At 72.0% G+C, this 26,377-nt stretch carries 24 protein-coding genes and 1 riboswitch; of the genes, 18 read left to right on the top strand and 6 right to left on the bottom strand.

Annotated features, from left to right (window positions below; genetic code table 11):
- The 9 genes from macS to CWN80_RS08545 all read left to right on the top strand — a co-directional run bounded on the left by macS (position 1) and on the right by CWN80_RS08545 (position 9,751).
- Positions 1-1,188 carry a MacS family sensor histidine kinase gene (gene macS, locus CWN80_RS08585; RefSeq protein ID WP_128277132.1) on the top strand — a complete coding sequence of 396 codons (1,188 nt, stop codon included), beginning with the start codon at positions 1-3 and terminating at the stop codon, positions 1,186-1,188.
- A complete protein-coding gene (locus CWN80_RS08580; RefSeq protein WP_007929708.1) occupies positions 1,185-1,871 on the top strand; it encodes a response regulator in 687 nt (228 codons plus the stop codon). Before macS ends, CWN80_RS08580 begins: the two co-directional genes overlap by 4 nt.
- Before the next feature lie 89 nt (positions 1,872-1,960).
- Complete coding sequence (locus CWN80_RS08575) at positions 1,961-3,286, top strand: class II 3-deoxy-7-phosphoheptulonate synthase (RefSeq protein WP_007929706.1); 1,326 nt, start codon at positions 1,961-1,963, stop codon at positions 3,284-3,286.
- Between the two features lie 384 nt (positions 3,287-3,670).
- Positions 3,671-3,787: riboswitch (SAM riboswitch) on the top strand.
- Positions 3,788-4,095: 308 nt separating this feature from the next.
- Complete coding sequence (gene ssuE, locus CWN80_RS08570; protein WP_007929703.1) at positions 4,096-4,695, top strand: NADPH-dependent FMN reductase; 600 nt, start codon at positions 4,096-4,098, stop codon at positions 4,693-4,695.
- Positions 4,695-5,738, top strand: coding sequence for an ABC transporter substrate-binding protein (locus CWN80_RS08565; RefSeq protein WP_007929701.1), 1,044 nt, complete (start codon positions 4,695-4,697; stop codon positions 5,736-5,738). The genes ssuE and CWN80_RS08565 overlap by 1 nt, the downstream gene beginning before the upstream one ends.
- Positions 5,735-6,580, top strand: a complete 846-nt coding sequence (locus CWN80_RS08560) for an ABC transporter ATP-binding protein (RefSeq protein ID WP_007929699.1) — start codon at positions 5,735-5,737, stop codon at positions 6,578-6,580. Before CWN80_RS08565 ends, CWN80_RS08560 begins: the two co-directional genes overlap by 4 nt.
- Positions 6,580-7,467 (top strand): ABC transporter permease, encoded by an 888-nt coding sequence (locus CWN80_RS08555; protein ID WP_007929697.1) that lies wholly within the window; start codon positions 6,580-6,582, stop codon positions 7,465-7,467. The genes CWN80_RS08560 and CWN80_RS08555 overlap by 1 nt, the downstream gene beginning before the upstream one ends.
- Positions 7,468-7,508: 41 nt before the next feature.
- Positions 7,509-8,852: an LLM class flavin-dependent oxidoreductase gene (locus tag CWN80_RS08550; protein WP_007929695.1), complete on the top strand. Its 1,344-nt coding sequence runs from the start codon at positions 7,509-7,511 to the stop codon at positions 8,850-8,852.
- Positions 8,849-9,751: a TauD/TfdA dioxygenase family protein gene (locus CWN80_RS08545; RefSeq protein WP_007929693.1), complete on the top strand. Its 903-nt coding sequence runs from the start codon at positions 8,849-8,851 to the stop codon at positions 9,749-9,751. Before CWN80_RS08550 ends, CWN80_RS08545 begins: the two co-directional genes overlap by 4 nt.
- Positions 9,752-9,787: 36 nt before the next feature.
- Here CWN80_RS08545 and pknB read toward each other — a convergent pair whose 3' ends face one another.
- Together pknB and CWN80_RS08535 are read right to left on the bottom strand one after the other, a co-directional pair.
- Positions 9,788-11,719 carry a Stk1 family PASTA domain-containing Ser/Thr kinase gene (gene pknB / locus CWN80_RS08540; RefSeq protein ID WP_128277131.1) on the bottom strand — a complete coding sequence of 644 codons (1,932 nt, stop codon included), beginning with the start codon at positions 11,717-11,719 and terminating at the stop codon, positions 9,788-9,790.
- A 35-nt stretch (positions 11,720-11,754) separates the two neighbouring features.
- Positions 11,755-12,912, bottom strand: a complete 1,158-nt coding sequence (locus CWN80_RS08535; protein WP_128277130.1) for a LysM peptidoglycan-binding domain-containing protein — start codon at positions 12,910-12,912, stop codon at positions 11,755-11,757.
- A gap of 153 nt (positions 12,913-13,065) precedes the next feature.
- On the opposite strand from CWN80_RS08535, the gene CWN80_RS08530 reads away from it, so the two are divergent.
- Positions 13,066-13,419 carry an Rv2175c family DNA-binding protein gene (locus CWN80_RS08530; protein WP_007929394.1) on the top strand — a complete coding sequence of 118 codons (354 nt, stop codon included), beginning with the start codon at positions 13,066-13,068 and terminating at the stop codon, positions 13,417-13,419.
- Between the two features lie 48 nt (positions 13,420-13,467).
- Here CWN80_RS08530 and CWN80_RS08525 read toward each other — a convergent pair whose 3' ends face one another.
- Positions 13,468-14,553, bottom strand: coding sequence for a polyprenyl synthetase family protein (locus tag CWN80_RS08525; protein ID WP_007929388.1), 1,086 nt, complete (start codon positions 14,551-14,553; stop codon positions 13,468-13,470).
- A gap of 143 nt (positions 14,554-14,696) precedes the next feature.
- On the opposite strand from CWN80_RS08525, the gene CWN80_RS08520 reads away from it, so the two are divergent.
- The 7 genes from CWN80_RS08520 to CWN80_RS08490 all read left to right on the top strand — a co-directional run bounded on the left by CWN80_RS08520 (position 14,697) and on the right by CWN80_RS08490 (position 22,408).
- Positions 14,697-15,005: a DUF6504 family protein gene (locus tag CWN80_RS08520; protein ID WP_128277128.1), complete on the top strand. Its 309-nt coding sequence runs from the start codon at positions 14,697-14,699 to the stop codon at positions 15,003-15,005.
- Between the two features lie 10 nt (positions 15,006-15,015).
- The gene (locus tag CWN80_RS08515) at positions 15,016-15,534 is read left to right on the top strand and encodes an SAV_6107 family HEPN domain-containing protein (protein ID WP_128277127.1); all 519 of its coding nucleotides are present in this window, start codon (positions 15,016-15,018) and stop codon (positions 15,532-15,534) included.
- Positions 15,531-19,292 carry a DNA polymerase III subunit alpha gene (locus tag CWN80_RS08510; protein ID WP_128277126.1) on the top strand — a complete coding sequence of 1,254 codons (3,762 nt, stop codon included), beginning with the start codon at positions 15,531-15,533 and terminating at the stop codon, positions 19,290-19,292. The genes CWN80_RS08515 and CWN80_RS08510 overlap by 4 nt, the downstream gene beginning before the upstream one ends.
- Positions 19,293-19,426: 134 nt before the next feature.
- Positions 19,427-19,795, top strand: coding sequence for a nuclear transport factor 2 family protein (locus CWN80_RS08505; RefSeq protein ID WP_007928908.1), 369 nt, complete (start codon positions 19,427-19,429; stop codon positions 19,793-19,795).
- A 52-nt stretch (positions 19,796-19,847) separates the two neighbouring features.
- A complete protein-coding gene (locus tag CWN80_RS08500; protein WP_007928909.1) occupies positions 19,848-20,627 on the top strand; it encodes a class I SAM-dependent methyltransferase in 780 nt (259 codons plus the stop codon).
- Between the two features lie 6 nt (positions 20,628-20,633).
- Complete coding sequence (dinB, locus tag CWN80_RS08495; protein WP_128277125.1) at positions 20,634-21,902, top strand: DNA polymerase IV; 1,269 nt, start codon at positions 20,634-20,636, stop codon at positions 21,900-21,902.
- A gap of 77 nt (positions 21,903-21,979) precedes the next feature.
- Complete coding sequence (locus CWN80_RS08490; RefSeq protein ID WP_007928910.1) at positions 21,980-22,408, top strand: DUF3040 domain-containing protein; 429 nt, start codon at positions 21,980-21,982, stop codon at positions 22,406-22,408.
- Between the two features lie 36 nt (positions 22,409-22,444).
- Here the strand turns inward: CWN80_RS08490 and CWN80_RS08485 are convergent, their stop codons facing one another.
- The 3 genes from CWN80_RS08485 to CWN80_RS08475 all read right to left on the bottom strand — a co-directional run bounded on the left by CWN80_RS08485 (position 22,445) and on the right by CWN80_RS08475 (position 24,000).
- Positions 22,445-22,960 carry a DUF456 domain-containing protein gene (locus CWN80_RS08485; protein ID WP_007928911.1) on the bottom strand — a complete coding sequence of 172 codons (516 nt, stop codon included), beginning with the start codon at positions 22,958-22,960 and terminating at the stop codon, positions 22,445-22,447.
- A gap of 225 nt (positions 22,961-23,185) precedes the next feature.
- Positions 23,186-23,716, bottom strand: a complete 531-nt coding sequence (locus CWN80_RS08480) for an ankyrin repeat domain-containing protein (RefSeq protein WP_007928912.1) — start codon at positions 23,714-23,716, stop codon at positions 23,186-23,188.
- 59 nt (positions 23,717-23,775) lie between these two features.
- On the bottom strand, positions 23,776-24,000 hold the full coding sequence (locus tag CWN80_RS08475) for a DUF7455 domain-containing protein (RefSeq protein ID WP_007928913.1): 225 nt from the start codon (positions 23,998-24,000) through the stop codon (positions 23,776-23,778).
- A 218-nt stretch (positions 24,001-24,218) separates the two neighbouring features.
- Between CWN80_RS08475 and CWN80_RS08470 the strand changes: the two genes are divergently transcribed.
- On the top strand, positions 24,219-26,354 hold the full coding sequence (locus CWN80_RS08470) for a DNA gyrase/topoisomerase IV subunit B (protein ID WP_007928914.1): 2,136 nt from the start codon (positions 24,219-24,221) through the stop codon (positions 26,352-26,354).
- Positions 26,355-26,377 lie beyond the last annotated feature (23 nt).

Here is a 26,377-nt window from a genome sequence, read left to right as displayed (position 1 = left end):
ATGCTGCTGGACCCGGGGGAGAGCTCGCTGCGGCGGCACTACAACCCCTCGCCGCTCATCGACAGCGCCGGGGGGCGCGGGCTGGCGCTCTACCGCTTCGTCGCCCTCGTCTACGCCGGGATCCTCGTCGGCATCCATCAGGAGCACGTCATCCGGTGGTGGCCGATCCTGCTGTGGGGTGCCTGCGCCCTCGTCTGGTCGGTCGTCGCCCCCCTTCGCCCCCGGCCGACGACGACGGCGATCGTCCTCGAGCTGTGCCTCGCCGGCGTCGGCATCTTCGTCACCAACGTCGTCTACGACCCCGTCGAGGTGAGCAACGGCATCTCCACCGTGCCCGGGGTGTGGGCCGCCTCGCCGGTGATGGCGGGGGCCCTGCTCTCCGGGATCAAGGGGGGCGTGCTCGCCGCTGCCGTCATCGCGGCGACCAACCTCGGGCAGGCCGAGCACCCGAGCCAGCTGACCTGGCACAACATCTTCCTGCTCTTCATCCTCGGCGTGCTCGTCGGGCTCGCCGTCCAGCTCGCCCGGGAGAGCCAGCGACGCCTCGAGCAGGCGCTCGCCGTGAGCGAGCGGCTCGCCGAGCGCGAGCGGATCGGCCGGCAGGTGCACGACGGGGTGCTGCAGGCCCTGGCGCTCATCAACCGTCGCGGTCGTGAGATCGGCGGCGAAGGGGAGGCCCTCGCCGATCTCGCCGCCGACCAGGAGCGGTCGCTGCGCAGCCTCATCACCCGCTTCGAGCCGGCAGCGGGGGAGACCTCCGGCACACCCGAGAGCGAGCAGGTCACCGACCTCGCGGCCCGCCTCGCGGCGCTGCGCTCCGCCCGGGTCGAGGTCGTCCTGCCCGCCGGGGCGGTCCGGCTGCCCGCCGCCGTGACCCAGGAGGTCGAGGCCGCGGTCGTCGCCGCCCTCGACAACGTCAGCCGACATGCAGGAGAGCAGGCTCGCGCGTGGGTGCTGCTCGACGCCGACGACCAGGGCGTCGAGGTCGTCGTCCGTGACAACGGGGTCGGCATGGCCCCCGACCGGCTCGTGCGCGCCGTCGAGGAAGGGCGCCTCGGGGCGAGCAGCTCGATCCGCGGGCGCATGCTCGACCTCGGCGGCGACGCCAGCTGGCGCTCGCCCGGCACCGGCGGCACGACCGTCACGCTCACCGTGCCGGCCCATCACGTGGCAGGCTCCACCCCATGAGCGAGCCCAGCGCGCCCCTGAAGGTCCTCGTCGCCGACGACCACCCGCTGTGGCGGGATGCCCTCGTCCGAGACCTCGAGGAGGCCGGCTTCGAGATCGTGGGCACCGCCGCCGACGGGCCCTCGACGGTGCGCCGCACCCGCGCCACCGTCCCCGACGTGCTCGTCCTCGACCTCAACCTGCCCGAGATGCGCGGCGACGAGGTCTGCACCGCCATCGGCGACCTGACGACCAAGGTGCTCATCCTCTCGGCCAGCGGCGAGGAGCCGGACGTGCTCGCGGCCGTCAAGGCCGGGGCGAGCGGCTACCTCGTCAAGTCCGCCTCGCCCGCGGAGATCCGTGACGCCGTCACGGCGACCGGTGCCGGCGACGCCGTCTTCACTCCCGGTCTGGCCGGGCTCGTCCTCGGCGAGTTCCGCGAGATGAGCAGCCGGGCACGCACCGAGCCGGAGCCGGCAACCGCCGAGCCCAGCTCGCCCGTGCCGGAGCTCACCGAGCGCGAGACGGAGATCCTGCGCTACGTCGCCATGGGGATGACGGCCAAGGAGATCGCCGCCGACCTGGTCATCTCGCACCGGACGGTGCAGAACCACGTGCAGAACATCCTCGGCAAGCTCCACCTGCACAACCGGGTCGAGCTCACCCGCTTCGCGATCAGCCGGGGACTCGACAAGCCGGAGTGACCTCCCTTCGGTCCTGTGCGTGGACGGGTGCCGAGGCGCCGCCACGCCCGGCCTATCCTGTGGGGGTGACCACTGCAGTGCCCGCCCCCATGACCGCCGCCACCATCGACAGCGACCTGCCTGCCGCGCAGCAGCCGAGCTGGCCGGACCGTGCGGCCCTCGACAGTGCCGTGGCGCAGCTGGCGACCTATCCACCGCTCGTCTTCGCCGGCGAGTGCGACGACCTGCGCGACCGGATGGCTGCGGCGTCCGTCGGTGAGGCCTTCGTGCTCCAGGGTGGCGACTGCGCCGAGACCTTCGTCCACGCCACCGCCGACAACATCCGCGACCGGATCAAGACCGTGCTGCAGATGGCGGCCGTGCTCACCTACGGCGCTGGCATGCCCGTCGTCAAGATGGGCCGGATGGCCGGGCAGTTCGCCAAGCCCCGCAGCAAGGACACCGAGACGCGCGACGGCGTCACCCTGCCCGCCTACCGCGGCGACATGGTCAACGACTTCGCCTTCACCCCCGAGTCGCGCGAGCCCGACCCGCAGCGCCTGCTGCGCGGGTACCACACGAGTGCGGCGACGCTGAACCTCGTGCGCGCCTTCACCCAGGGCGGCTTCGCCGACCTGCGCCGCGTGCACGACTGGAATGTCGGCTTCGTCTCCAACGCCGCCAACCGGCGCTACGAGGGCCTGGCCCGCGAGATCGACAAGGCGATGCGCTTCATGGCCGCCTGCGGTGTCGACTTCGAGGCGATGCGGGCAACCGAGTTCTGGTCGGCCCACGAGGCGCTGCTCCTCGACTACGAGCGCCCGATGACCCGCGTCGACTCGCGCACCGGCAACCTCTACGACACCTCGGGTCACTTCCTGTGGATCGGGGAGCGGACGCGTCAGATCGACCACGCGCACCTCGACTTCGTCAGCCGGATCCGCAACCCCATCGGCATGAAGGTCTCCGACAAGGCCGACCCCGACGAGCTGCTGCGGATCATCGACCTGCTCGACCCGCACCGCGAGCCCGGCCGCCTGACCTTCATCACCCGCATGGGTGCCGGCAAGATCCGCGAGGCGATGCCCGCCATCGTCGAAAAAGTCCGCGACTCCGGGGCGATGGTCACCTGGATCTGCGACCCGATGCACGGCAACACCTTCGAGTCGGCGTCCGGCTTCAAGACGCGTGACTTCGAGGACGTCGTCGACGAGGTCCGCGGCTTCTTCGAGGTGCACCGCTCGCTCGGCACCGTCCCCGGCGGTCTGCACGTCGAGCTCACCGGCAACGACGTCACCGAGTGCCTCGGCGGCGCCGAGCGGATCCTCGACGAGGACCTCAACAAGCGCTACGAGAGCGTGTGCGACCCGCGCCTGAACCACCAGCAGAGTCTCGAGCTGGCCTTCCTCACGGCGGAGATGCTCAGCCAGGGCTGAGCCCTCTCGTCCGTCCTGCCGAAGACCGGGCCGCCCGGCGAAGGGTGGGGTCGACGCTGGGGGAAAGTCCGGACCGCTTGGTCTGCCTCTCACGGGGCGCAGGCAGTCCGGACTTTTCCTTGAGTCGCGTCGACCCCACCCTTCGTCGTGCTGGCGGCGGCGCCCCCTTCGTCCTGCTGATGGTTGTGTGTTGAACAGGGAGTTCAGCGAGCCGGCGGCGCTCACCGGGCGCTGCCGGCACCCGGCGCTACCGGTTGACCACACAACCACCTGTCGAGTCAGCTGGGTCCCGTTGGGGGACAGGGGCACTCGTGGGGTCCGGATCGCGAGACAGGCAACTCCTTCTCTTGCAGTAGGAGATGGATCTGCGTAGGTTCTTCATCAGGTCACGAGTTCCAGCGTCAAGCCCCGGCTCGCTGGACAGCAACCCTCCAACTCGCGGTGGGGTGCTCCGGGTGAGGACCTGGCTCCGGTCACTTCCGGTCGGAGCAAGCGCGAGGCCCTCGCCGGCCTCCCGACGAGAGACGGGATCTCCCATGAGCACCACTGCCAGGACCGCACCGCGGTCGCTGCGCCCGGCGCTGCGGCGCCACGTCGACCTGCTGAGGGTCAACAGCGCGCTCTGTCGCTGACCTGAACCCGTATTTCCCTAGGGAAATACGGCCCCACCTGCGCATTTCCCTAGGGAAATGCGGCGCCACCTGCGCGTTTCCCTAGGGAAATGCGACATCACCCCCACCAACCCCGGTCCGGTGACGAGACCCCCTTCGTCGACCGTCGATCCGTCATGCCCACAGAGAGGCACCCCCATGGCTGTCATCGCCACCATCTCCAGCAGTCCGTCCACCTCGTCGCGGACCGAGGCGGTCCTCGGCGACCTGTCGCACCGCGTGCAGCGCGCCGGTCACCTCATCGCCCCGATCGTCTTGCGGGACCTGCCCGCCGAGCCGCTCCTGCGAGCCGACACGGACGACGACGACATCGCTCGCGCGGCCTGCACCCTGGCCCGCGCCGATGCCGTCATCGTCTCGACGCCGGTCTACAAGGCGGCGTACAGCGGCCTGCTCAAGGCCTTCCTCGACCTGCTGCCGCAGACCGGGCTCAAGGACAAGGTGGTCCTGCCGATCGCCACCGGCGGCAGCCCCGCCCACGTCCTCGCGGTGGACTACGCCCTGCGCCCCGTGCTCGCCAGCCTCGCGCCGAGCGCCATCACGCCGGGGTGGTTCGTCCTCGCCTCCGAGGTCACCCGACACGACGGCGGTGAGGTGAGCATCGCCGAGTCCGCCGCCGGCCCGCTGGCCGAGGTGACCCGCGTCTTCCTCGACGCCGTCGCCGGTCGCTCGCTCGTCGCGGCCGCGGAGGCCGCCCACCGCGGCGACCTCCTCGCGCGCTCCGTGGCGGTGGCCTGATGAGCACCCACACCTCACGCCGCTCCGTCCTGCTCGGCCTCGCCGGGATCGCGACGACCTCCGCCCTCGCCGGCTGCACCCTGCCCACGAGCGATGCCGCAGGCACCGGGCCCGGGGGCCGCGTGACCTTCCGATACCAGGGCAGCGCCAACAACGTCACCTTCCCCGAACTGGCCGACGACCTCGGCTACTTCCCGACCATCGACCTCGAGTACGTCGGCGCGACGGTGAGCGGGCCACAGGACATCCAGTCCGTCGCGACCGGGCAGACCGATGTCGGTGGCGCATTCTCCGGAGCGATCGTCAAGCTCGCGCAGGCCGGGTCGCCGATCACCGCGGTCATCAACTACTACGGCTCGGACAAGAAGTCCTACCAGGGCCTCTACGTCCGCAAGGACAGCGGAATCCGCAGGCCCAAGGACCTCGTCGGCAAGAAGATCGCCGTCAACACGCTGGGGGCCCACGCCGAGGCCTTCATCGAGACCTGGCTGACCACGGCCGGCCTCACCAGCCGGCAGATCGACCAGGTGCAGCTCGTCGTCCTGCCACCCAACGACACCGAGGAGGCCATCCGCCGCCGGCAGATCGACGTCGGTGCCCTCGGCGGGGTCCTGCAGGACCGGGCGCTCTCGCAGCCCGACATCCGCGAGCTCGTGCGCGACACCGAGGTGCTCGGTCACGAGCTCAACGGCGGCCAGTACGTGCTGCGTGACGACTTCATCGACCAGCACCCGGACGCCGTCCGCGAGTTCACCACCGGTGTCGCCAAGGCGATCGAGTGGGCCCGCAGGACACCCCGCGCCACCGTCCACGCGCGCTTCGAGCGGATCATCGAGGGCCGCGACCGCAACGAGAGCACCGACAACGTCCGCTTCTGGAAGAGCACCGGTGTCCCGGCGAAGGGCGGGGCGGTCTCCGACGAGGACTTCACCCAGTGGGCGGCCTGGCTGGAGAGCACCGGGATCGTCGACCAGGCAGACCTCGACCCGGCGTCGATCTACACCAACGAGTACAACGACCTGGCCAAGGAGGGGACGAAGTGACCTCGAGCATCGAGCTGCGCCACGTCACCAAGGAGTTCGTCGTCCGCCCGACGAAGGACCAGCCGCGCGCGAGCGTGCTGCGGGCCGTCGAGGACATCAGCCTCACCGTCCCGGCAGGGGAGTTCCTCACCCTCGTCGGACCGAGCGGGTCGGGCAAGACCACCCTGCTCGACCTGCTCGGCGGGCTGAGCACCCCGACGAGCGGCGAGGTCCTCGTCGACGGCGAGGCCGTCACCGGACCGGGTCTCGACCGCGGGATCGTCTTCCAGCAGTACGCCCTCTTCCCCTGGCGCACGGCGCTGGCCAATGTCGCCTTCGGGCTCAAGCAGCTGCCGCTCACCCGCAAGGAGCGCACCGAGCGGGCGCGCGAGTACCTCGCCCTCGTCGGGCTCTCCGGCTCCGAGGACCGGCTCCCGCACGAGCTCTCGGGCGGCATGAAGCAGCGCGTCGCGATCGCCCGCAGCCTCGCCTACGAGCCGGGGATCCTCCTCATGGACGAGCCCTTCGCCGCGCTCGACGCCCAGACCCGTGAGCAGCTGCAGGACGAGCTGCTGCGGATCTGGCGCACCACCGGCACGACCGCCGTCTTCATCACCCACGGCATCGAGGAGGCGGTCTACCTCGGCCAGCGCGTCGCGATCCTCTCCTCGCGGCCCGGGCGGCTCAAGCAGGTCGTCGACATCGACCTGGGTGACCGCGAGGGCGAGCGCGACCTGCGCTCGGACCCGGACTTCGTCGGTTACCGACACCAGATCTGGAGCCTGCTGCACGACGAGGTCGAGCGGGCGCAGCGCGCCGGCCACCACAAGATCCAGCCCGACGGCACCGAGAGGGCGGCCTGATGAGCACCGCGACCCTGACCCCGACGACCTCCACCACCTCGACCATGGCGGAGGGACCCCCTTCGTCGCCCGAACTGAGTCCGCCCGCGGCGCCGACCCGCACCCGACGCGCCCTCGGGGCGCTGCGCACCGGCGCCCGCCGGTCCGCCGCGGTCGTGCTCTTCCTCCTCCTGTGGGAGTACGGCACCCAGTACCTGCTCGAGCCGACCCGCCGCGTCTTCCTGCCACCCCTGCACGTCGTGCTCGAGGCGCTGTGGGACCTCGTGCGGACCGGGCAGCTGCAGGAGCACCTCCAGGCCAGCCTGACGCGGTCGGTCATCGGCTTCGGCCTCGCGGTCGTCGCCGGCGTCGTCCTCGGCATCGCCGTCGCCTGGTACGAGGGCCTGCGCGAGTTCCTCACCCCGCTGCTCGAGCTCTTCCGCAACACCGCGGCCCTGGCGCTGCTGCCCGTCTTCACCCTGCTCCTCGGCATCGGTGAGCTGAGCAAGGTCTCGATCGTCGCCTTCGCGGCCTTCTTCCCCGTGCTGCTCAACACCGTCGCCGGCGTGCGGACCGTCGACCCGCTCCTCGTCCGGGCCGCCCGGACGCTCGGGCTGAGCAACCTGCAGCTCTTCGTCAGGGTCGTCCTGCCCTCCGCGGTCCCGACGATCTTCACCGGGGTCCGCATGGCCGGCACCGCGTCGATCCTCGTGCTCATCGCCGCCGAGATGGTCGGGGCCAAGGCGGGCCTGGGCTACCTCATCGTCAACGCGCAGAGCAGCTTCCAGATCCCGCAGATGTACGCGGGCATCCTCACCGTCTCCATCTTCGGGCTGGCCGTCAACACGGCACTGGTGCGCCTCGAGCGGCACTTCTCCGGGTGGCGCACGACGCCGCACGGCAACTGAGACCGGGCCCAACTCCCTTCGACCGCAAAGGAATCCACGACATGAGCACGCGACGACAGCTCCACCTCAATGCCTTCATCATGCCCAACGGCCACCACGAGGCCGCCTGGCGCCACCGCTCGACCCGACCCACGCAGGCCCTCACCCTGCAGCACTACGTCGACATCGCACGGACGGCCGAGCGGGGCCTGCTCGACTCCGTCTTCCTCGCGGACACGGTCGCGCTCGGCGGCAACGTGCGGCACAACTCGCACTCCGCCTTCGAGCCGCTCACCCTGCTCTCGGCGCTGGCCGCGAGCACCGAGCGGGTCGGGCTCATCGCCACCGCCTCGACCACCTACAACCACCCGTACACCCTCGCGCGGGCTTTCGCCTCCCTCGACCACCTGAGTGATGGCCGCGCCGGGTGGAACATCGTCACCTCCGGCACCCGCGACGAGGCCGCCAACTTCGGCATCACCCGACCCGACCACAGCCGCCGCTACGAGCGGGCCGCGGAGTTCGTCGAGCTCGCTGCCGCCCTGTGGGACAGCTTCGGCGACGGGGCGGTCCTCGCGGACGCCGAGCGCGGGATCTACGCCGACACCGACCTGATCCACCGCGTCGACCACCACGGCGAGCACTTCGACGTCGCCGGCCCGCTCAACGTGCCCCGCCCCGTGCAGGGCTACCCCCTGCTCGTCCAGGCCGGGTCCTCCGCGACCGGACGGGCGTACGCCGCCCGCTACGCCGAGGCGGTCTTCACCGCACAGCAGACCCTCGAGGAGGGCATCGCCTTCTACGACGACCTCAAGGGGCGCCTCGCCGACCACGGCCGCAGCCGCGACGAGCTGCTCGTGCTGCCCGGCATCTCGCCGGTCATCGGGTCCACGCAGGAGGAGGCCCGCCGGCTCGAGGCGGAGATCAACGCCGGCATCGTCCCCGCCTACGGACTGGCGCAGCTGAGCTCGATGCTCGACATCGAGCTCACCGAGGACCAGCTCGACGAGCCGCTGCCGCACATCGACGAGGTGACGCAGGGCAACCAGAGCCGCTTCACGCTCGTCACCGAGCTCGCCCGCCGCGAGCAGCTCACCGTGCGCCAACTCATCGAGCGACTGGCCGGGGGACGAGGGCACCGCGTGCTCGCCGGCACCCCCGAGCAGATCGCCGACGACCTCGAGACCTGGTTCACGAAGGGGGCGGCTGACGGCTTCAACATCATGCCGCCGACCTACCCGCAGGGGCTCGAGGTCTTCGTCGACACCGTCGTGCCGATCCTCCAGCAGCGCGGTCTCTTCCGCACCGAGTACACCGGCACGACCCTGCGCGAGCACTACGGGCTGGCCCGACCGTCGGCCGGCCACATCGCGACCACCACCACGAGCAAGGAGCAGGCAGCATGAGCACCACGACCACCATCCGCGACATCCGCAAGATCACCGGCCGCATCGGCGCCGAGGTCATCGGGGTCGACGTCACCCAACCCCTCGCCGCCGAGACCGTCACCTACCTGCGCGAGGCGCTCGCCGAGCACAAAGCGCTCGTCTTCCGCGGGATGCCGCTCGACGACGCGGCGCAGGAGCGCTTCGCCACGTCCTTCGGCACCGTCACCGGCGCCCACCCGACGGTCGCGTCCGTCGAGGGAGCGCCCAGGGTGCTACCCGTCGACAGCGAGCGGGGCACCGCCAACCACTGGCACACGGACGTCACCTTCGTCCACGCGCCGCCGCGGGCGACGACCCTGTCGAGCAAGGTCGTGCCGCCCCACGGCGGTGAGACGCTCATCGCCAACACCGGTGCCGCCTACCGCGACCTGCCCGACCCGCTGCGGGTCCTCGCCGACTCGCTCCGGGCGGTGCACACCAACGACTACGACTACGCCACCCCGCCGGAGCAGCAGGACGAGGCGCTCAAGGAGCGCCGCGCGGAGTTCACCTCACAGGTCTTCGAGACCGAGCACCCCGTCGTGCGCGTCCACCCGGAGACGGGGGAGCGCGGCCTGTACCTCGGCGGCTTCGTCCGACGCTTCGTCGGCCTCTCCACGACCGAGAGCCGTGATCTGCTCCGCCTGCTCCAGGCCTACGTGACCCGGCCGGAAAACGTCGTGCGCGTCACCTGGGAGCCTGACCAGCTCGTCATCTTCGACAACCGGATCACCCAGCACTACGCCCCCGACAACTACGACGGGCTGCCCCGCCGCCTGCACCGGGTCACCGTCGCCGGCGAGGTGCCCGTGGGCATCGACGGTGAGCCCAGCCGCTCGCTCGTCGGGGATGCCTCGCACTACGCGCCGGTGGCCTGACCCCCTTCGCGTCTGATCACCCGGCCGGCCGGGTGATCAGACGACGAGGATCGTGACCGTCGAGCCCTTGGGGGCGGTACCACCGCTCGGACGCGACGCGCGGACCTCGTCGAGGGGGCCGCCGAGGAAGGTCTGCACCGAGACCGTGAAGCCGGCATCCTGCAGCTTCTTGGTCGCCGCGGACCGGTTGAGGCCCTCGACCTCGGGCACCGCGACCATCTCCGGCCCCTTGGACACCGTGATCGTCACGGTCTCACCGGGCAGCAGGGTGCCGCTCGCCGGGCTCTGGCTGATGACCGACCCCTTGGGCACCGTCGTGGAGTAGGCGTCGTCGCCGCGGGAGACCTTGAGCCCCGCCCCCTCGATCTTCGTCGTGGCAGCCTCGGCCGTCGTCCCGGTCACGCCCGGCACGACGATCGGCTGGGGTCCGCGCGAGACGACGATGTCGACCGTCGCGTCACGCTTGAGCTCGGTGCCGGCGGCGGGCGAGCTGGAGACGACCTGTCCCTTGGGCACGTCGGCGTCGTAGGCCCGGGTGGTCCGACCGACGCCGAGGTGCTCGGCCTCGAGGTCGGCGGTCGCCTGGCTGGCCGTGCGGCCGCCGAGGTCGGGGACCTCGTAGCGCTCCGGCCCCTTGGACACGACGATGGTGACGTCCGCTCCCTTCGACAGCTCGGTGCCGACCGGCGGGGTGGTCGTGATGACGTCACCCTGCGGGACCTGCTCGTCGAAGGCGGCCTGCTCCGTGGGGGAGAGCTCGTACCGGGTGAGCAGCGCCTGCGCGTCCTCGCTGGTCTGGCCGGAGACCTCCGGCACGAGGACCGTGCTCCCCGGTCCCTCCTGGGTCCACCACCAGCCGCCGCCCGCGGCGACGAGGGCGAGCAGGAGCAGCGCGACGAGCCCGCCGCGCCACCGCGATCTCCGGGACGAAGGGGGCGCCGCCCCCGTCGGTCCGCCGTCCCCGTCGTCGGCGCTGTCGTCGATGCCGTCGACACCGGCCGTGGCACCGGTCGTCGCGAGGGCCGTCGTCGGGCTCGGGCGAGGGTGGGCGACCGTGGCGGCACCCGCGGGCGCCGTGCTGCGGGCCGCGCCGGCGGCCCGGCGGTCGAGCTCGTCGGAGGTGAGGTCGGCACGCACCCGCTGCAGCTCGGCGAGGTAGTCGGCAGCATCGCGCGGCCGGGCGTCGGGGTCGCGGTGGGTGGCCAGGGCGACGAGGTCGTCGAGGCTGCTCGGGAGTCCGTCGACCCGCTCGGAGGGCACCGGGACCGACCCGTGCACGTGCTGGAAGGCGACGTGGATGGGCGACTCGCCCTCGATGGCCCGCTGCCCGGTGAGCAGCTCGAAGAGGATGAGCCCGGCGGCGTACACGTCGCTGCGGGCGTCGGCGATGCCGCGCTCGACCTGCTCGGGGGACAGATAGGCGACGGTGCCGAAGAGCACGCCGTCCTCGGCCGTCGTCGTCTGCGAGGTGACCGCCCGTGCCAGTCCGAAGTCGGCGACCTTGACCAGGCCGCCCTCGCCGATGAGCACGTTTTCGGGCTTGACGTCGCGGTGGATGTAGCCGGCCGCGTGGGCCGCCGCGAGCCCGGTGAGCACCGGCTCGAGGATGTCGAGCGCGGCCCGGGGGGTGAGGGCGCCCTCGGCGTCGATCACCTCGCGGGCGGTGCGTCCCTCGACGTACTCCATCGCGAGGAAGACCCGCCCGTCGTCCTCGCCCTGGTCGAAGACCGGGACGACGTGGGGGTGGCTCAGACGGGCCGCGGAGCGGGCCTCACGGCGAAATCGCGAGACGAAGGTCTCGTCGGCCGCGAGGTCGGGACGCATGACCTTGAGCGCCACCTCCCGGTCGAGCCGGGTGTCCGTGGCGAGCAGGACGGTCGCCATCCCGCCGTCGGCGAGGTGGCGCAGCACGCGGTACCGGCCGTCGACGAGGGCGCCGACGAGCGGGTGCGTGGAAGCGGTGGTCACGCCCAAAGTCTAGGTTCGCCCCCTTCGTCCGTCCGTCACATCCGGCTTCGGAGTGCCTTGACGTTGCTGACGTACTGCTTGGTGTCGCTGTACATGCCGTTGGCCTCGACGGAGGCGAGCCCCTGGTAGTAGCCGGCGACGGCGTCCGAGGTCGTGTCTGCCTGCTCGGTGAGGACCTTGAGCAGGAGCACGCCGGCGGTGATGTTGTCGTCGATGTCGAGCAGGTCGAGGTCTCGGCCGGCCATCTGCGAGGCCCACTCGCCCGAGCTCGGGATGACCTGCATCGTGCCGACGGCATTGGCCACGGAGACCTGGCGCTGGTCCCAGCCGGACTCCTGGTAGGAGATGGCGAGCGCGATCGACGGGTCGAGGCCGTGCTGACGGGAGATGCGGGTGATCTTGGCCTTGGTCTCCGCACGGCTGGGGACGGCGCGGGTGGCGAGCGTGCGGCGGTTGCGGTCGGCGGCGTCGACGATGTCGTCGGAGTAGGTGCGACCGGCGAAGGTGTTGCGCTGGGTGGCCGTGGGCTTGGTGGTCGCGGGCTTGCTCGACGCAGGCGTGCTCGACGCCGTGCCGGTGACCTTGAGCGTGGTGCCGGGGTGGATGAACTCGCCGCTGGCGACGTGGTTGAGCTTGGCCAGGCGGGTCACCGACATGTCGTGACGGGCGGCGATGCCGGTGAGGGTCTCGCCGGAGCGGACCGTGTGCGTCGTGGTGGTGCGGCCGGTGGTGGCGCGCTTGGCGGGCTTGACGGCGGTGCCGGTGACCCGCAGCGTGTCGCCGGGGTGGATGAAGCCACCACCGAGGCCGTTGAGGGAGCGCAGCCGCTCGACGCTCATGTGGTGGCGGGCCGCGACACCGGTCAGCGTGTCGCCGCTGCGCACGACGTACGTGCGGGTGGCCCCCGAGCGGGCCGGCTTGGCCGACGAAGGGGAGGACCCGCCGGAGCGAGCCGGCACCGTCAGGCGCTGGCCGGGGTGGATGAAGTCGCCGGAGGAGAGGTGGTTGCGCGAGAGGAGGGCGCCGGGGGAGACGCGGTAGCGGGCGGCGATGTCGTAGATCGTCTCGCCGTCGCGGACGGTGTGGTGGCGCGTGCCCTGGGAGGCGGTGGCCTGCGTGATCGTCTCGGTGGTCAGGTCGAGGGCCGGGACCACGGGAGTGGCCGGGACGGGGACGATGAGCGGAAGGACCATGTGGGGGACTCCGATGTCGGGGGCGCAGGGGACGCCCTGGCTGCGGGAGGTCGGCACCGCCTGTGGTGCCTGTGACGCGTGTGACGTATGTGGTTTCGCCGTCGACCGTACCGAAGGTGAGAGCGCCGCGCGCGCTCTGCCACACTGACCGGCGTGACCAACACCCCTGATCTCGCCCTCTGGCTGCCCCTCCCCGACGTCGCCGAGCGCCTCGGCGTGCGTCTGTCCGACGTGCGGAGGATGGTCGACGAGCGGCAGCTGATCGCCCTGCGTCGCGGGGAGCGCAAGGTGCTGTCGGTGCCCGCAGCCTTCCTCGGCGAGAGCGAGCCCTTGCCGGAGCTCGCGGGGACCTTCACGGTCCTGGCGGATGCCGCCTTCTCCGACGAGGAGATCGTCGAGTGGATGTTTGCCCGCGACGAGAGCCTGCCCGGTGGCCCGACGCCGATCGAGGCGATCCGCGCGGGGTTCAAGACCGAGGTGCGGCGCCGCGCGATGGAGGAGGCCTGAGGCCCGTGGCGCGGCGCACCGTGCGTCGCGCAACCGGGCCGGCGCGGCTCAGGTGCTGCGGGCCGTCGTCAGGTCGATGAGCTCGTCGAGCACCCGTCGGGCGGGCTCGGCGACGCCCGTCGCCTCAGCGAGCGCGGCCCGAGCGGTCTCGGCCCCGTGGCTGATGTCGGCCTCGACGCCCTCGAGCGCGCCGGTGTCGACGATGAGCGCGCGGAAGGAGTCGACCTCGCTGCTCGTCAGGTCGGGCGCGCCGAGCCACTGGTCGACCCGCGTCGTCGACACGTCGTCGGCGCCGGCGAGGGTGCGGGCGATGAGCACGGTGCGCTTGCCCTCGCGCAGGTCGTCGCCGGCCGGCTTGCCCGTGACGTCCGGGTCGCCGAAGACGCCGAGCACGTCGTCGCGCAGCTGGAAGGCCACGCCGAGCGCCACCCCGTAGCGGGAGAGCGCCGCGAGGTCGCTCGGGCCGAGCCCGCCGGCCGTGGCGCCGATGAGGAGGGGGTGCTCGATCGAGTACTTGGCGCTCTTGTAGGTGATGACGTGGCGGGCCTGGTCGACCCGTGCGTCGTCGGCGAGCTGGTGCCAGGGGCGCATCGAGGTGACGATGTCGAGGAACTGACCGGCCATGAGCTGGCCGCGCATCCGCTCGAAGGCGGGGCGTGCGGCGGCGAGTGCCTCGGGCGGCAGCCCCGAGCCGGCGTAGAGGTCGTCGCACCAGCCGAGGCAGAGGTTGCCGGCGAGGATCGCCCCGGCGACGCCGAAGTGGTCGGGGTCGCCGTGCCAGGCGCGCTCGGCGTGGGCGCGGGAGAGGGCCCGGTGCGTCGCGGGCTGGCCGCGGCGGGTCTCGCTGTCGTCCATGACGTCGTCGTGGATGAGTGCAGCGGCCTGGAAGAGCTCCATGGAGGCGGCGAGCGAGATCGCGCCCTCGTGGTCGTCGCGGCCGGCGGCGCGCCAGCCCCAGTAGGCGAAGCCGGCCCGCAGGCGCTTGCCGCCCCGCAGGAGGGTGCGCACAGGAGTGGTCAGGTCGGCGACCTCGGGGCCGACCTCGGCGAGCTCGACCTCCCAGCGGTCCAGCTCGGCGTCGATGCGGTCCTGGACCCGCGAGCGCAGGTCGTCCAGGTCCAGCGGGTGCGGCACGTCGGCTCCAGGTGGCGAAGGGGGTGTCGGTGTCCCGTGCTCGGATCACGGGATCGCGACCAGCCTACGTCGACCGGGGTTGACGCGATGTCCGCCCCCCGGGCTACTGTGTTCGAACAGGTGTTCGAGTGGAGGGAGCGGTCATGGTCAGGGTCGTCGAGGAGCCCATCGAGGTGCGCGTGGGGGGTGCATCGCCGGAGCAGTTCCTGTGGCGGGGGCGGCTCTACCGGGTGATGGAGGTCGTCGACCACTGGGAGGAGCGGTGCGCGTGGTGGCGCGGGGCCGACCGGCCGCTCGCCCAGGTCCCGCTGACCCGGCAGGTCTGGCGGGTCAGTGCCCAGCGCGGCCGCAGCAGCACCCCGGGGGTCTACGACCTGGGCGTCGACGCGTCGGACGAGGCCACCCCGGGTGGGGGCGCCCCCGGCTGGCTGCTCCTGCGGACCCAGGACTGAGGTGGCGATGATGGGTGCTCTGCCCGTGCTCGACCCCGATCGTCTCGATGCCGCGCTCGACCTGCTCGCCGCAGCCGGCGAGAGCCTGGCCGCGGCCCACATGGCCGCCTCCGTGGCCGGTCGCAGCGCCGGTACCAAGCTGGCCGTCCTGCGGGCGGCGGCTGCGGTGCTCTCGGTGCGCGGTCGTTCGCCGGGGGCCGCCCGGGGACACGGTCCGGTCGACGTGTGGCACCTGCTGCCGCGGGTCGCGCCCGAGCTGACCGAGTGGGCGGACTTCTTCGCGACCGTCCTGCCCGAAGGGGGCTCCCGCCCCGGCCACGGGGCGTCCGGGCCGATGTCGGTCCGGGAGGTCGACGACCTGCTCCGCCAAGGGGAGGACTTCGTGCGGATCGTCTCCGGCGTGCTCGGGCTGCCCCCGGTCCGGGTCGTCGGGGAGCTGGCCGCGATCCCCCCTTCGCGCGACCTCGCAGCGCACGACCTCGCAGCGCACGACCTCGAGGACGCGCGGCGAAGGGGTGGTGCCGGGTGACCTTCGCCCACCTGCACGTGGCCTCGGGGTTCTCCCTTCGCCACGGCACGACGACACCGGAGGACCTCGTGGCCCGGGCCGCGGAGCTCGGGCAGCCGGCACTCGCCCTCACCGACCGCGACGGGCTCTACGGGGCGGTGCGCTTCGTCCGGGCCGCGACCGCGGCCGGCATCGCGCCCGTGCTCGGGGTCGACCTCGCGGTCGACGGCGGCGGGCGCGCCCCCGAGCGTCGGCGCACCCCGGTGCGCGGGGGAGCCGAGGTCGACCCGCGTCACCCGCGGGTCACCGTGCTCGCCCGGGGGGCGGGTGCCGGGGTGCCGCACGGGGTCGGCTGGGCGCGGCTGTGCCGGCTCGTCAGCGAGGTGCACCTCACGGGTGAGCGCGGCGAGGCCGTCGCGACCGCGGCGATGATCGCCCGGCACGCCGCGGCCCCCGGGGCTGACGAGCCGGCCCCGCTGCTCGTCCTGCTCGGCCCGACCTCCGACGTCGGCGCCGCGCTGCTCGCCCGACGTCCCGACGTGGCCCGCGAGCGGCTGCAGGCCTGGCAGCGGGTGCTGCCGGCCGGGGCGCTCGCCATCGAGGTCGTCGACCACGGCGGACCGCCCGGCACCCCCGCGTCGACCGGGCACGCCGCCCACCTGCTCGGGCTCGCTGACGCCTGCGGGGTCCCGGCCGTGCTCACCGCGGCAGTGCGTCATCTCCACCCGCACGACGCGACGACCGCCGACGTCCTCGACGCGACCCGACGACTCGTCGTCCTCGACGCCCGGCACCTCGACCGGGTGACGACCGCCGGGCACCTCGCCGACGACGCGACGATGGTCGAGCACGCCCACCGGGTGGCGAGCGTGCTCGGTGGCGGTGCGGGCGGCTTCGCCTGCGCGAGTCCCCGGCAGCGGGCCGCGGCGCTGCTCGAGGCGACGGTGCGCACGGCGGTGGAGTGCGCGCTCGACGACCGCAAGGACCTCGGCATCGGGCGGGTCCACCTGCCCGAGGCGAGTGTGCTCGGGCTGCCCCCCGACGCGGACCCGCAGGTGGTGCTCGCGCAGCGCTGCCGGGCCGCGATCGGCGCGCGCTACCCCGATGCGTCGCCGGCGGTGCTGCGGCAGGTCGAGGAGCGTCTGGCCGACGAGCTCGACGTCGTCGAGGCGCTGGGCTACCCGACCTACTTCCTCACCGTCGCCGAGGTCGTCGACCTCATCACCGGCGCGGGGGTGCGGGTCGCCGCCCGTGGCTCCGGCGCCGGCAGCCTGATCAACCACCTGCTCGGCATCAGCGCGATCGACCCGATCCGGCACGACCTGCTCATGGAGCGTTTTTGCTCGCCGCTACGGGCCGAGCTGCCCGACATCGACATCGACGTCGAGTCGGCCCGCCGCACCGAGATGTACGAGCTGATCCTCCAGCGCTTCGGCCGCGACCGGGTGACCTGCGTGTCGATGATGGACACCTACAAGGCACGGCACGCGATCCGCGACGTCGGCGCCGCGCTCGGGGTGCCCCCGGCCGAGGTCGACGAGATCGCCAAGGCCTTCCCGCACATCCGGGCCAAGGACGTGCGCTCGGCGATGGCCGAGCTGCCCGAGCTGCGCACCCGCAGCCTCGACGGCGGACGCCTGACGACGCTCTTCGACCTCGTCGAGCGGCTCGACGGGCTGCCCCGGCACATCGCCCTGCACCCGTGCGGGGTCGTCCTGTCCGATGGCGGGCTGCTCGACCGCACCCCGGTCGAGTCGAGCTGGCTGGGCTTCCCGATGAGCCAGTTCGACAAGGACGACGTCGAGGCGCTCGGGCTGCTCAAGCTCGACGTCCTCGGCATCCGGATGCAGTCGGCGATGGCGCACGCCGTCGGCGAGGTCGAGCGGGTCACGGGGGAGCGGGTCGACCTCGACGACCGCTCCGACGTGCCGCTCGACGACCCGGCGACCTTCGCGATGATCCGCACGACGCGCACGCTCGGGTGCTTCCAGATCGAGAGCCCGGGGCAGCGCGAGCTCATCGGCAAGCTCGCGCCGAGCGTCTTCGACGACCTGATCATCGACATCTCGCTCTTCCGCCCCGGCCCGGTGAAGTCCGACATGATCCGCCCCTTCCTCGAGGCGCGGCACGGGTGGAGCCGGCCGCAGTTCCTCCACGACCGGCTCGTGCCCGCGCTCGCCGAGACCGAGGGGGTCGTCGTCTTCCACGAGCAGATGCTGCGGATCATCGCCGAGACGACCGGCGCGACCCTCGCCCAGGCCGACGAGGTGCGCCGCACGATGGGCAGCCCCGACGGGCAGGCGCGCATCGAGGCGTGGTGGCGTCCGGCGGCGGCCGCGCGCGGGTACCCGCCGGAGGACGTCGACCGCATCTGGGCGGTGCTCGCGGCCTTCGCGTCCTTCGGCTTCTGCAAGGCGCACGCGGCTGCCTTCGCCATGCCGACCTACCAGTCGGCCTGGCTCAAGGCGCACCATCCCGCGGCCTTCCTCGCCGGCGTGCTCACCCACGACCCGGGCATGTACCCCAAGCGGCTGCTCCTCGAGGAGGCCCGGTCGCTCGGCATCACGGTCCTCGGCGTCGACGTCAACGCGAGCACGGGGGAGTACCGCGTCGAGCGCGCCCCCGTCCCCGGTCGGGCACCGGACGATCCCGACCTGCCCGACGGGTCGCCGTGGGCGATCCGGCTCTCGCTGGCCGACGTCAAGGGCATGAGCGAAGGGGAGGTCGCCCGCGTCGTCGCCGGGGCCCCCTTCGACTCGCTCGCCGATTTTTGGCAGCGGGCGCAGGTGAGCCGGCCGGTCGTCGAGCGGCTCGTCCTCGTCGGGGCCTTCGACGCGGTGCACGGCACCGGCGCCGACCGGGCCGGGCCGGGGCTCGGCAGCCGCGGGCGGCTCACCCGGCGGGATCTGCTGCTGCATGTCGCCGAGCTCGACCGGTGGTCGCGGGCGAGCGCGGGTCGGTCACGCGGCGCGCGGGGCCGGGGTACCGGTGGCCTGGGTGCGCGGGGACGGTCGTCCGAGGCGCCGGCCTGGGCGGCCGGACGGCCGGGCGCCCAGCAGGTGCGCACGGGCACGACGACCACGCCGGTCGCGAGCCAGTTGACCCTCGACCTCGGCGACTCCCCGGAGCTCGGCGAAGGCGTCGGTCTGCCCGAGATGAGCATCCCCGACCAGGTGAGCGCCGAGCTGGAGATCCTCGGGCTCGACGCCTCGCGGCACGTCATGGACTTCTACGCGCCGATGCTCGAGGCGCTCGGGGTGACCCGCAGCGCGGACCTGCTCTCGGTGCGCAGCGGTGCCCAGATCCTCGCTGCGGGGGTCAAGGTCGCGACCCAGACCCCACCGATCCGCTCCGGGCGTCGGGTCGTCTTCCTCACCGTCGACGACGCGACCGGGCCGGTCGACGCGACCTTCTTCGAGGACGTGCAGGGGCCCTACGCGGCGACGATCTTCCACTCCTGGCTGCTCCTCGTGCGCGGCACGATCCGGCGCGCGGGGCCGCGCGGGGTCTCGGTGCTCGCCTCCGGCGCGTGGGAGCTGTCGACGCTGTGGGAGGCATGGCAGCGCGGCGGCATCACCGCCGTGCACGCCGCGCTCGACGAGGCCGACGAGCTCGCCCGGGCCCGTGATGCCGCGCACCAGCAGCCGGCCGGGCACCGGGTGCTCGTCCACGCTTCGGGCTTCCGGCAGTCGCCGTGGGCCGACACCCGACCGGCGGGCACCGGTGTCGAGCCCCCGCGCAAGCTGTGGCACTCCTCGCCCGGCAGCTCCGGCCACTGAGGGGGCGAGGCCGGCCGGGGCGGCCCCCTTCGCCTCGGTCAAAGACACCGCGCGTGCCGGGAGACGCGACGTGTCTTTGACAGAGAGGAGTCAGGGCGGGGGATGTCTCGCACGAACCGTGCGACGGTAGGTGAATGCCCCACACGGATGACGCGACGCTGACCACGGTCCTGGACCTCGAGCGCGAGCTGCAGTCGCCGCAGACGCGGGCCGATGCCGGGCGTCTGCGCGACCTCATCGCCCCGGACTTCGAGGAGGTCGGGGCGTCCGGCCGGGTGTGGGACCGCGACTCGATCCTTGCGATGCTCGAGTCGGAGTCCGCGGGCCCCGACTCGCCGACCATCGAGATCGACGACCTGCGAGCCCGGACCATCGCACCAGGCGTCGTCCGGGTCTCATGGACGTCGGCCCAAGGGGAGCGCCGCGCGCGACGCACGTCGATCTGGTGCGAACGGGATGGAGGCTGGCGCCAGGTCCATCACCAGGGGACTCTCCTGACCTGACGGGGCGGGGAGGCCGAAGGGGGTGTCACCCCCGCCGACTAGGGTTGGAGGCATGAACGACGAGCGAGCGTGGCGCCGTGGCGGCAGCGGGGTCGAGGGCAATGTCCGGACCGCCGCGATCTGGACCCAGGTGCGCGCGCTCAGCGAGTCCCGTCAGCGTGAGCTCTCCCGGCCGCTGCGGGTCCTCGACCTCGGCGGCGGCACGGGTGGGCTGGCCGTCGCGCTCGCAGAGCAGGGCCACACCGTCACCGTCGTCGACCCCAGCCCCGACGCGCTCGCCTCGATGAGTCGCCGGGTCGCCGAGTCGCCGGCCGCCGAGCGGATCACCGCCGTGCAGGGCGACGCCGACACCCTCGCCGGCATCGCCCCGCCCGGCACCGTCGACCTGCTCTCCTGCCACGGCACCCTCGAGTACGTCGACGATCCCGAGGCCACCCTCGCCCGCATCGCCGAGGTCCTCGCCCCCGGTGGGCACCTCTCGCTCGTCACCGCGCAGCGCGTCGCCGCCGTCATCTCGCGAGCCCTCGCCGGGCGCTTCGACCAGGCGACCACTGCCCTCACCAGCCCTGACGGACGGTGGGGCGAAGAGGACCCCGTGCCGCGCCGCTTCGACCGGGCCGCCCTGACCGAGATGCTCACCCGGGCTGGCTTCACGACCCTCGAGACACGTGGGGTGCGCATCTTCAGCGATGTCGTGCCGAGCACCTTCGTCGACACCGAGGCCGAGCGCCGGGCGCTACTGGCCCTCGAGGAGCTCGCCTCCGCCGACGCCGGTCGCACCGGTCTGTCGGCGCTCGGTGGCGCCGTCCACCTCATCGCCCGCCGCGACTGACCGCTCATGAGCCGGCGTCAGTACCGGCCCCCACCGCGGGCCGGCCAGGGCCCCCCGGATGACACCGGGTGCACGATCCTGCACGTCGACATGGACGCCTTCTTCGCGTCCGCCTCCCTCATCGCCCACCCCGAGCTCGTCGGCACCCCCGTCATCATCGGCGGCGGCAACCGCGGCGTCGTGCTCTCCGCGACCTACGAGGCCCGGGCCTTCGGGGTCACCTCGGCCATGCCGATGGGCCGTGCCCGGCGGCTGTGCCCGCAGGCGACCGTCCTGCCGCCCGAGCACGAGCTCTACTCGCGGATCAGCGCGGCGATCATGGCGACCTTCGCCGACATCACCCCCTTCGTCGAGCCGCTGAGCAGCGACGAGGCCTTCCTCGACGTCGCCGGCGCGGTGCGCCTCATGGGCTCGCCGGCGACGATCGCACAGCGCATCCGGGACACCGTCGCCGACGAGCAGGGCATCACCTGCTCCGTCGGCGTCGCGAGCACGAAGTTCGTCGCCAAGCTCGCCTCCGGCCTGGCCAAGCCCGACGGGCTGCTCGTCATCCCCGCGGACGAGGTCGTCACCTTCGTCCAGCAGCTGCCCGTCGGGGCCCTGTGGGGAGTCGGCGACAAGACCGAGGAGGCGCTCGCCCGCCTCGGGCTGAAGACCGTCTCCGACATCGCCCACACCCCCCGCGCCACCCTGGTCCGTGCGCTCGGCGAGGCGACCGGCAACCACCTGCACGACCTCGCCTGGGGGAGGGACCCGCGGTCCGTCGAGCCGGTGCGCCGTGAGCGCTCCATCGGCAACGAGCGCACCTTCGACCACGACGTCGACGACCCCGAGGTCGTCCACCGCACCCTGCTCGCGCTCGCGGACAAGGCGGCCTCCCGGTTGCGGGCCGCCGGCCTCGTCGGGCGGACGGTGAGCATCAAGGTGCGCTTCGCCGACTTCACGACGATCAGCCGCTCCCGCTCCCTTCGCGATGCCACCGACGTCTCCCGCGACATCGCGGCGCTGGCCCGTGAGCTCTACGACGCCCTCGGCCTGCAGCGGGCCAGGGTGCGGCTCGTCGGGGTGCGCGTCGAGCAGCTCTCCGAGGCCTCGTCCACGCCGGTGCAGGTGGCGCTCGACGAGCCCGAGCACGGCTGGCGGGAGGCTGACCGCGCGGTCGACCGCGCGAGCGCGCGCTTCGGGGCGGGCAGCGTGCGCCCGGCCAGCCTGCTCGGTGACCGGGGCCGAGCGGGACGCCGGCCTACCGCAGGCCGCGGCCGCGACCTAGACTGAGGAGACCACGGCGGTCCTTTCGCCGTGGGGACCCGCGGGCACCGCCCGCACGAGACCAGGTTCGTAGGGAGGTCACCGTGGCGCTGTCAGAGCGCGAGCGGCAGATGCTCGAGGAGATGGAAGAGGCCATCCGGGCCGAAGACCCTCGCTTTGCCTCGCAGATGAAGGGGACGCACTCCGGTCATGACCGGCGCCGTGTCGCCATCGGCGTCATCGGCGCCATCGTCGGGCTCGGCCTGGTGCTGCTCGGCATCAACACCACCCTGTGGATCGGCGTCGCCGGCTTCGCCCTCATCGTCGCCTCGGTCGCGGTCGCCGTCACCCCCGGTGGCGGCAGCGAGGGCATCGGCGGTCTCGGACTCGTCGGGGACGACGGCACGGTCCGCCCGGCCCGTCAGCGCAAGACGAAGGGGGCCAAGGCGCGCGCGTCTGCCCGGTCCGGCACCTTCATGCAGCGGCTCGAGCAGCGCTGGGAGGAGCGCCGCAGCAAGGGTCAGGGCTGGTAGTCCTTCGCGACGGCCGCGGGCAGATGTCCGGGGTCGTCAGTGGGCGATGATGCCCACGGTCCACGTGACCGCGATGATGAGCGCCGCGGACAGCTCGATGCCCATGCTGTGCAGGACACCGCGCAGCGCGGCCTTCGTCGCCTGCCAGGCGCGGTCGAGATCGCGGAAGCGGACGTACTCGGCGGCGAAGACCCCGAGGACGAAGCCGACCGGGAGGCCGACGACCGGGATGACGAAGAAGCCGATGATCGCGCCCACGACGCCCAGGGTGAGCGTCAGACCGCCGACACCGTCGCGCTTCATGCGCCGCCCCGGGATGAGGAACTGCAGCAGTAGCGTCACCGCGTAGATCACCGCGACGATGCCGAAGGTCACCCAGGCCGTCGTGCCGCCCGTGAAGCCGGCCCACACGAGGACGGCGGCGACGCAGAGCAGGAGACCCGGCAGGACCGGGATGACGATGCCGAGGACACCGATGACGAAGATGACGATGCCGACCGCCAGAGCGATCGACGTCGGGTCGTGGGTGGCCTCGGCGGCCAAGGTCAGCATGCGGCGGTGCCGCTCAGCGCTCGTCGACGGAAGCTCGGGCCGGGCGCTCTCGCCACGCGTGCAGACCGTGGACTCCCGCGGTGGTCGTCTGCGGGCAAGGGCGTTATCAAGGTGGCGTTCACGTGAGGCCTCATCTCATGCACATGGCGTGGACATGCGAGCCCACTGTCAACCTGCCACAGACGTCCCGCGTAGCAGCCTGTGCGCACGGAGTCCCGAACGAGCTCAGGAGTGCTCAGCGACATACTTTTGCATGCGCTCGAGTATGGTCGCGCGGTACGGAATGGCCTGCGCGAAATTCAGCGGCGTCGCCCCGAGCTTCGACGGCGTCTCGAAATCGAGTGTCACCGGCTGCCTGAACCACAGATCGTAGATGGGCTCGAGGTCCTCGTCGGTGAACTTCATGCGAAGCACCTCGCAGAAGACCAGTCCACCGCGTGGGCTGACGGCGTTGACATCGGCCCCGAGCGCGATCAGTTGTTCAGCGATCGCGAGGTCCTTCGCGATGTCGTGCTCGACCTGCCCGAACAGCACGTGCAGCTCCGTATAGCCCTCCGAGTTCGGTGGCCCCAGGTGCGTGCCGTGGTCGAGCAGCCACTGAGTGGTCGCGTAGCGCGACTCGAGGTCCGTGTTGCCCAGAGCCGCCATCAGCAGGCTCTTGCCGTCAGCGCGAGGCGCGCCAAGGCCAGCGCCCTCGGCCGCTGCGATGAACTCGGCAGTCGGCTTCATGCGTGCGATCAGGTCGAGTGCCTTCATTCGAAACGGGGTCCTTCGGTCAGGTCAGGCATCTCCGGAGGGTCGTGGATCGGTCCCGCTCAGCGCTCGTCGACGGGAGCTGAGGCCGGGGTGCCTTCGTCGAGGCTGGCCGACTCGTCGTCGATCTCGGCGAGGTCCTTCAGCGCCGGGATGTGCTCACGCCCGTGGTGGGCGCAGAAGAGCAGTTCGCCCCCGGCGTGGAGCCGAGCGCGCACGTAGGCCTTGGCTCCGCAGCGGTCGCAGCGGTCGGCTGCGGTCAGGGGGCTGGCCAGAGTCGCGTTCACGTGGTGCCTCATTTCATGCGTCGTTCCGTGGACGTCCGAGACAACAGTCAAACACGCCGATCCCTTCCCGACCTGCACCCGCGGGGTCGTGGCGTGACCGAGGGCACAGGAGTCCGGGCCTGCGACACCACCGAGGTGCAGCCTCCCGGGCGGTGTCGGCGGCGCGGACTACCCTGCGAGACGTCCACCTCCGACCGACGACAAGGCAGGCTCCCTTCGTGCCTCCGGCTGCCAGCACCGCCAAGAAGACCGCGAGCAGCAAGACCGCGCAGGACTACACCGCGCACCACCTGCAGGTCCTCGAGGGGCTCGAGGCCGTCCGCAAGCGGCCGGGCATGTACATCGGCTCGACCGACCAGCGCGGCCTCATGCACTGCATGTGGGAGATCATCGACAACGCGGTCGACGAGGCCCTCGGCGGCCACGGTGACCGGATCGAGGTCCTCCTGCACGCCGACGGCTCGGTCGAGGTCCGGGACAACGGTCGTGGCATCCCGGTCGACATCGAGCCGCGCACCGGTCTGACCGGCGTCGAGGTCGTCTACACCAAGCTGCACGCCGGCGGGAAGTTCGGCGGCGGATCGTACACGGCCTCCGGTGGACTGCACGGCGTCGGCGCCTCGGTCGTCAACGCGCTCTCCTCGCGCCTGGACGTCGAGGTCGATCGCGCCGGCAAGACCTATGCCATGAGCTTCCGCCGTGGGGAGCCCGGCACCTTCTCCGACGTCGCCGGTGCGAAGGGGGCGAAGTCCCCGGACAACGACTTCAGCCCGTACGACAAGGGCAGCGAGCTCGAGGTCGTCGGCAAGGCCAAGCGCGGGGTCACCGGCACCCGGGTGCGCTACTGGGCCGACCCCCAGATCTTCCTCAAGGGTGCCGACATCGACCGCGAGGCCCTGGCCGCGCGCGCCCGCCAGACCTCCTTCCTCGTGCCGGGGCTGACGATCGTCGTGCGCGACGAGCGCGGTGACGAGGCGATCGAGGAGGTCTTCCACCACGAGGGCGGCATCAGCGAGTTCGTCGACTACCTCGCGCCCGATGCGCCGGTCACCGACGTGTGGCGGCTCGAGGGCACGGGCACCTTCACCGAGACGGTGCCGGTCCTCGACGCCAAGGGGCACATGACCCCGACCGAGGTCGAGCGTGAGTGCGGGGTCGACATCGCCCTGCGGTGGGGCACCGGCTACGACGCCAAGGTCTCCTCCTTCGTCAACATCATCTCGACGCCGAAGGGCGGAACCCACGTCTCCGGCTTCGAGCAGGCCCTGCTCAAGGTCTTCCGCAAGCAGCTCGAGGTCAATGCCCGCAAGCTCAAGGTCGGCAACGACAAGGTCGACAAGGACGACGTGCTCGCCGGACTGACCGCGGTCGTGACCGTGCGCCTGGCCGAGCCGCAGTTCGAGGGGCAGACCAAGGAGGTGCTCGGGACCAATGCCGTGCGCTCGATCGTCAGCAAGGTCGTCGAGACCGAGCTGACCAGCCTGCTCACCTCGACCAAGCGGGCCGAGAAGCAGATGGCCGGTCAGCTGCTCGAAAAGGTCGTCGCCGAGATGAAGTCGCGCATCTCCGCGCGGCTGCACAAGGAGACCCAGCGCCGCAAGAACGCCCTCGAGACCTCGTCCCTGCCGCCGAAGCTGCGCGACTGCCGCAGCAGCGACGTCGAGGCCACGGAGCTCTTCATCGTCGAGGGCGACTCGGCGATGGGCACGGCCAAGGAGGCGCGCAACAGCGAGTTCCAGGCCCTGCTGCCCATCCGCGGCAAGATCCTCAACGTGCAGAAGGCCGCGGTCGGCGACATGCTCAAGAACGCCGAGTGCGCCTCGATCATCCAGGTCATCGGGGCCGGCTCCGGCCGCAGCTTCGACGTCGACGCCGCGCGGTACGGCAAGGTCATCATCATGACCGACGCCGATGTCGACGGCGCCCACATCCGCACGCTGCTGCTCACCCTCTTCTTCCGGTACATGCGTCCCCTCGTCGAGGCGGGCAAGGTCTTCGCGGCCGTGCCGCCGCTGCACCGCATCGAGGTCGTCAACCCGGGGTCGAAGAAGAACGAGCTGATCTACACCTACTCCGAGGCGGAGATGCGCAAGAAGCTCGCGTCGCTGACCTCACGGGGCAAGAACATCAAGCAGCCGATCCAGCGGTACAAGGGTCTGGGTGAGATGGATGCCGACCAGCTCGCCGAGACGACGATGGACCCACGCCACCGGATGCTGCGCCGGGTGACGACCGAGGACCTTGAGATCGCCGAGCAGGTCTTCGAACTGCTCATGGGCAAGGACGTCGACCCCCGTCGCGACTTCATCGTCTCGTCGGCCGATCAGCTCGACCGGGAGCGCATCGACGCCTGACCTGTGACGGCACGTCACGATTG

The organism is Janibacter hoylei PVAS-1, from assembly GCF_004025845.1.
GTDB classification, from domain to species: Bacteria; Actinomycetota; Actinomycetes; order Actinomycetales; family Dermatophilaceae; genus Janibacter; species Janibacter hoylei.
The sequence above is the reverse complement of the archived record's forward strand: the minus strand, read 5'-3'. Positions and strand labels throughout refer to the sequence as shown.

Bases quoted from the DNA above. Each gene is read 5' to 3' on its own strand.
- macS (WP_128277132.1), top strand. From the start codon at position 1: ATGCTGCTGGACCCGGGGGAGAGCTCGCTGCGGCGGCACTACAACCCC.
- CWN80_RS08580 (WP_007929708.1), top strand. From the start codon at position 1,185: ATGAGCGAGCCCAGCGCGCCCCTGAAGGTCCTCGTCGCCGACGACCAC.
- CWN80_RS08575 (WP_007929706.1), top strand. From the start codon at position 1,961: ATGACCGCCGCCACCATCGACAGCGACCTGCCTGCCGCGCAGCAGCCG.
- ssuE (WP_007929703.1), top strand. From the start codon at position 4,096: ATGGCTGTCATCGCCACCATCTCCAGCAGTCCGTCCACCTCGTCGCGG.
- CWN80_RS08565 (WP_007929701.1), top strand. From the start codon at position 4,695: ATGAGCACCCACACCTCACGCCGCTCCGTCCTGCTCGGCCTCGCCGGG.
- CWN80_RS08555 (WP_007929697.1), top strand. From the start codon at position 6,580: ATGAGCACCGCGACCCTGACCCCGACGACCTCCACCACCTCGACCATG.
- CWN80_RS08550 (WP_007929695.1), top strand. From the start codon at position 7,509: ATGAGCACGCGACGACAGCTCCACCTCAATGCCTTCATCATGCCCAAC.
- CWN80_RS08545 (WP_007929693.1), top strand. From the start codon at position 8,849: ATGAGCACCACGACCACCATCCGCGACATCCGCAAGATCACCGGCCGC.
- CWN80_RS08535 (WP_128277130.1), bottom strand. From the start codon at position 12,912: ATGGTCCTTCCGCTCATCGTCCCCGTCCCGGCCACTCCCGTGGTCCCG.
- CWN80_RS08520 (WP_128277128.1), top strand. From the start codon at position 14,697: ATGGTCAGGGTCGTCGAGGAGCCCATCGAGGTGCGCGTGGGGGGTGCA.
- CWN80_RS08515 (WP_128277127.1), top strand. From the start codon at position 15,016: ATGGGTGCTCTGCCCGTGCTCGACCCCGATCGTCTCGATGCCGCGCTC.
- CWN80_RS08505 (WP_007928908.1), top strand. From the start codon at position 19,427: ATGCCCCACACGGATGACGCGACGCTGACCACGGTCCTGGACCTCGAG.
- CWN80_RS08500 (WP_007928909.1), top strand. From the start codon at position 19,848: ATGAACGACGAGCGAGCGTGGCGCCGTGGCGGCAGCGGGGTCGAGGGC.
- dinB (WP_128277125.1), top strand. From the start codon at position 20,634: ATGAGCCGGCGTCAGTACCGGCCCCCACCGCGGGCCGGCCAGGGCCCC.
- CWN80_RS08485 (WP_007928911.1), bottom strand. From the start codon at position 22,960: ATGCTGACCTTGGCCGCCGAGGCCACCCACGACCCGACGTCGATCGCT.
- CWN80_RS08480 (WP_007928912.1), bottom strand. From the start codon at position 23,716: ATGAAGGCACTCGACCTGATCGCACGCATGAAGCCGACTGCCGAGTTC.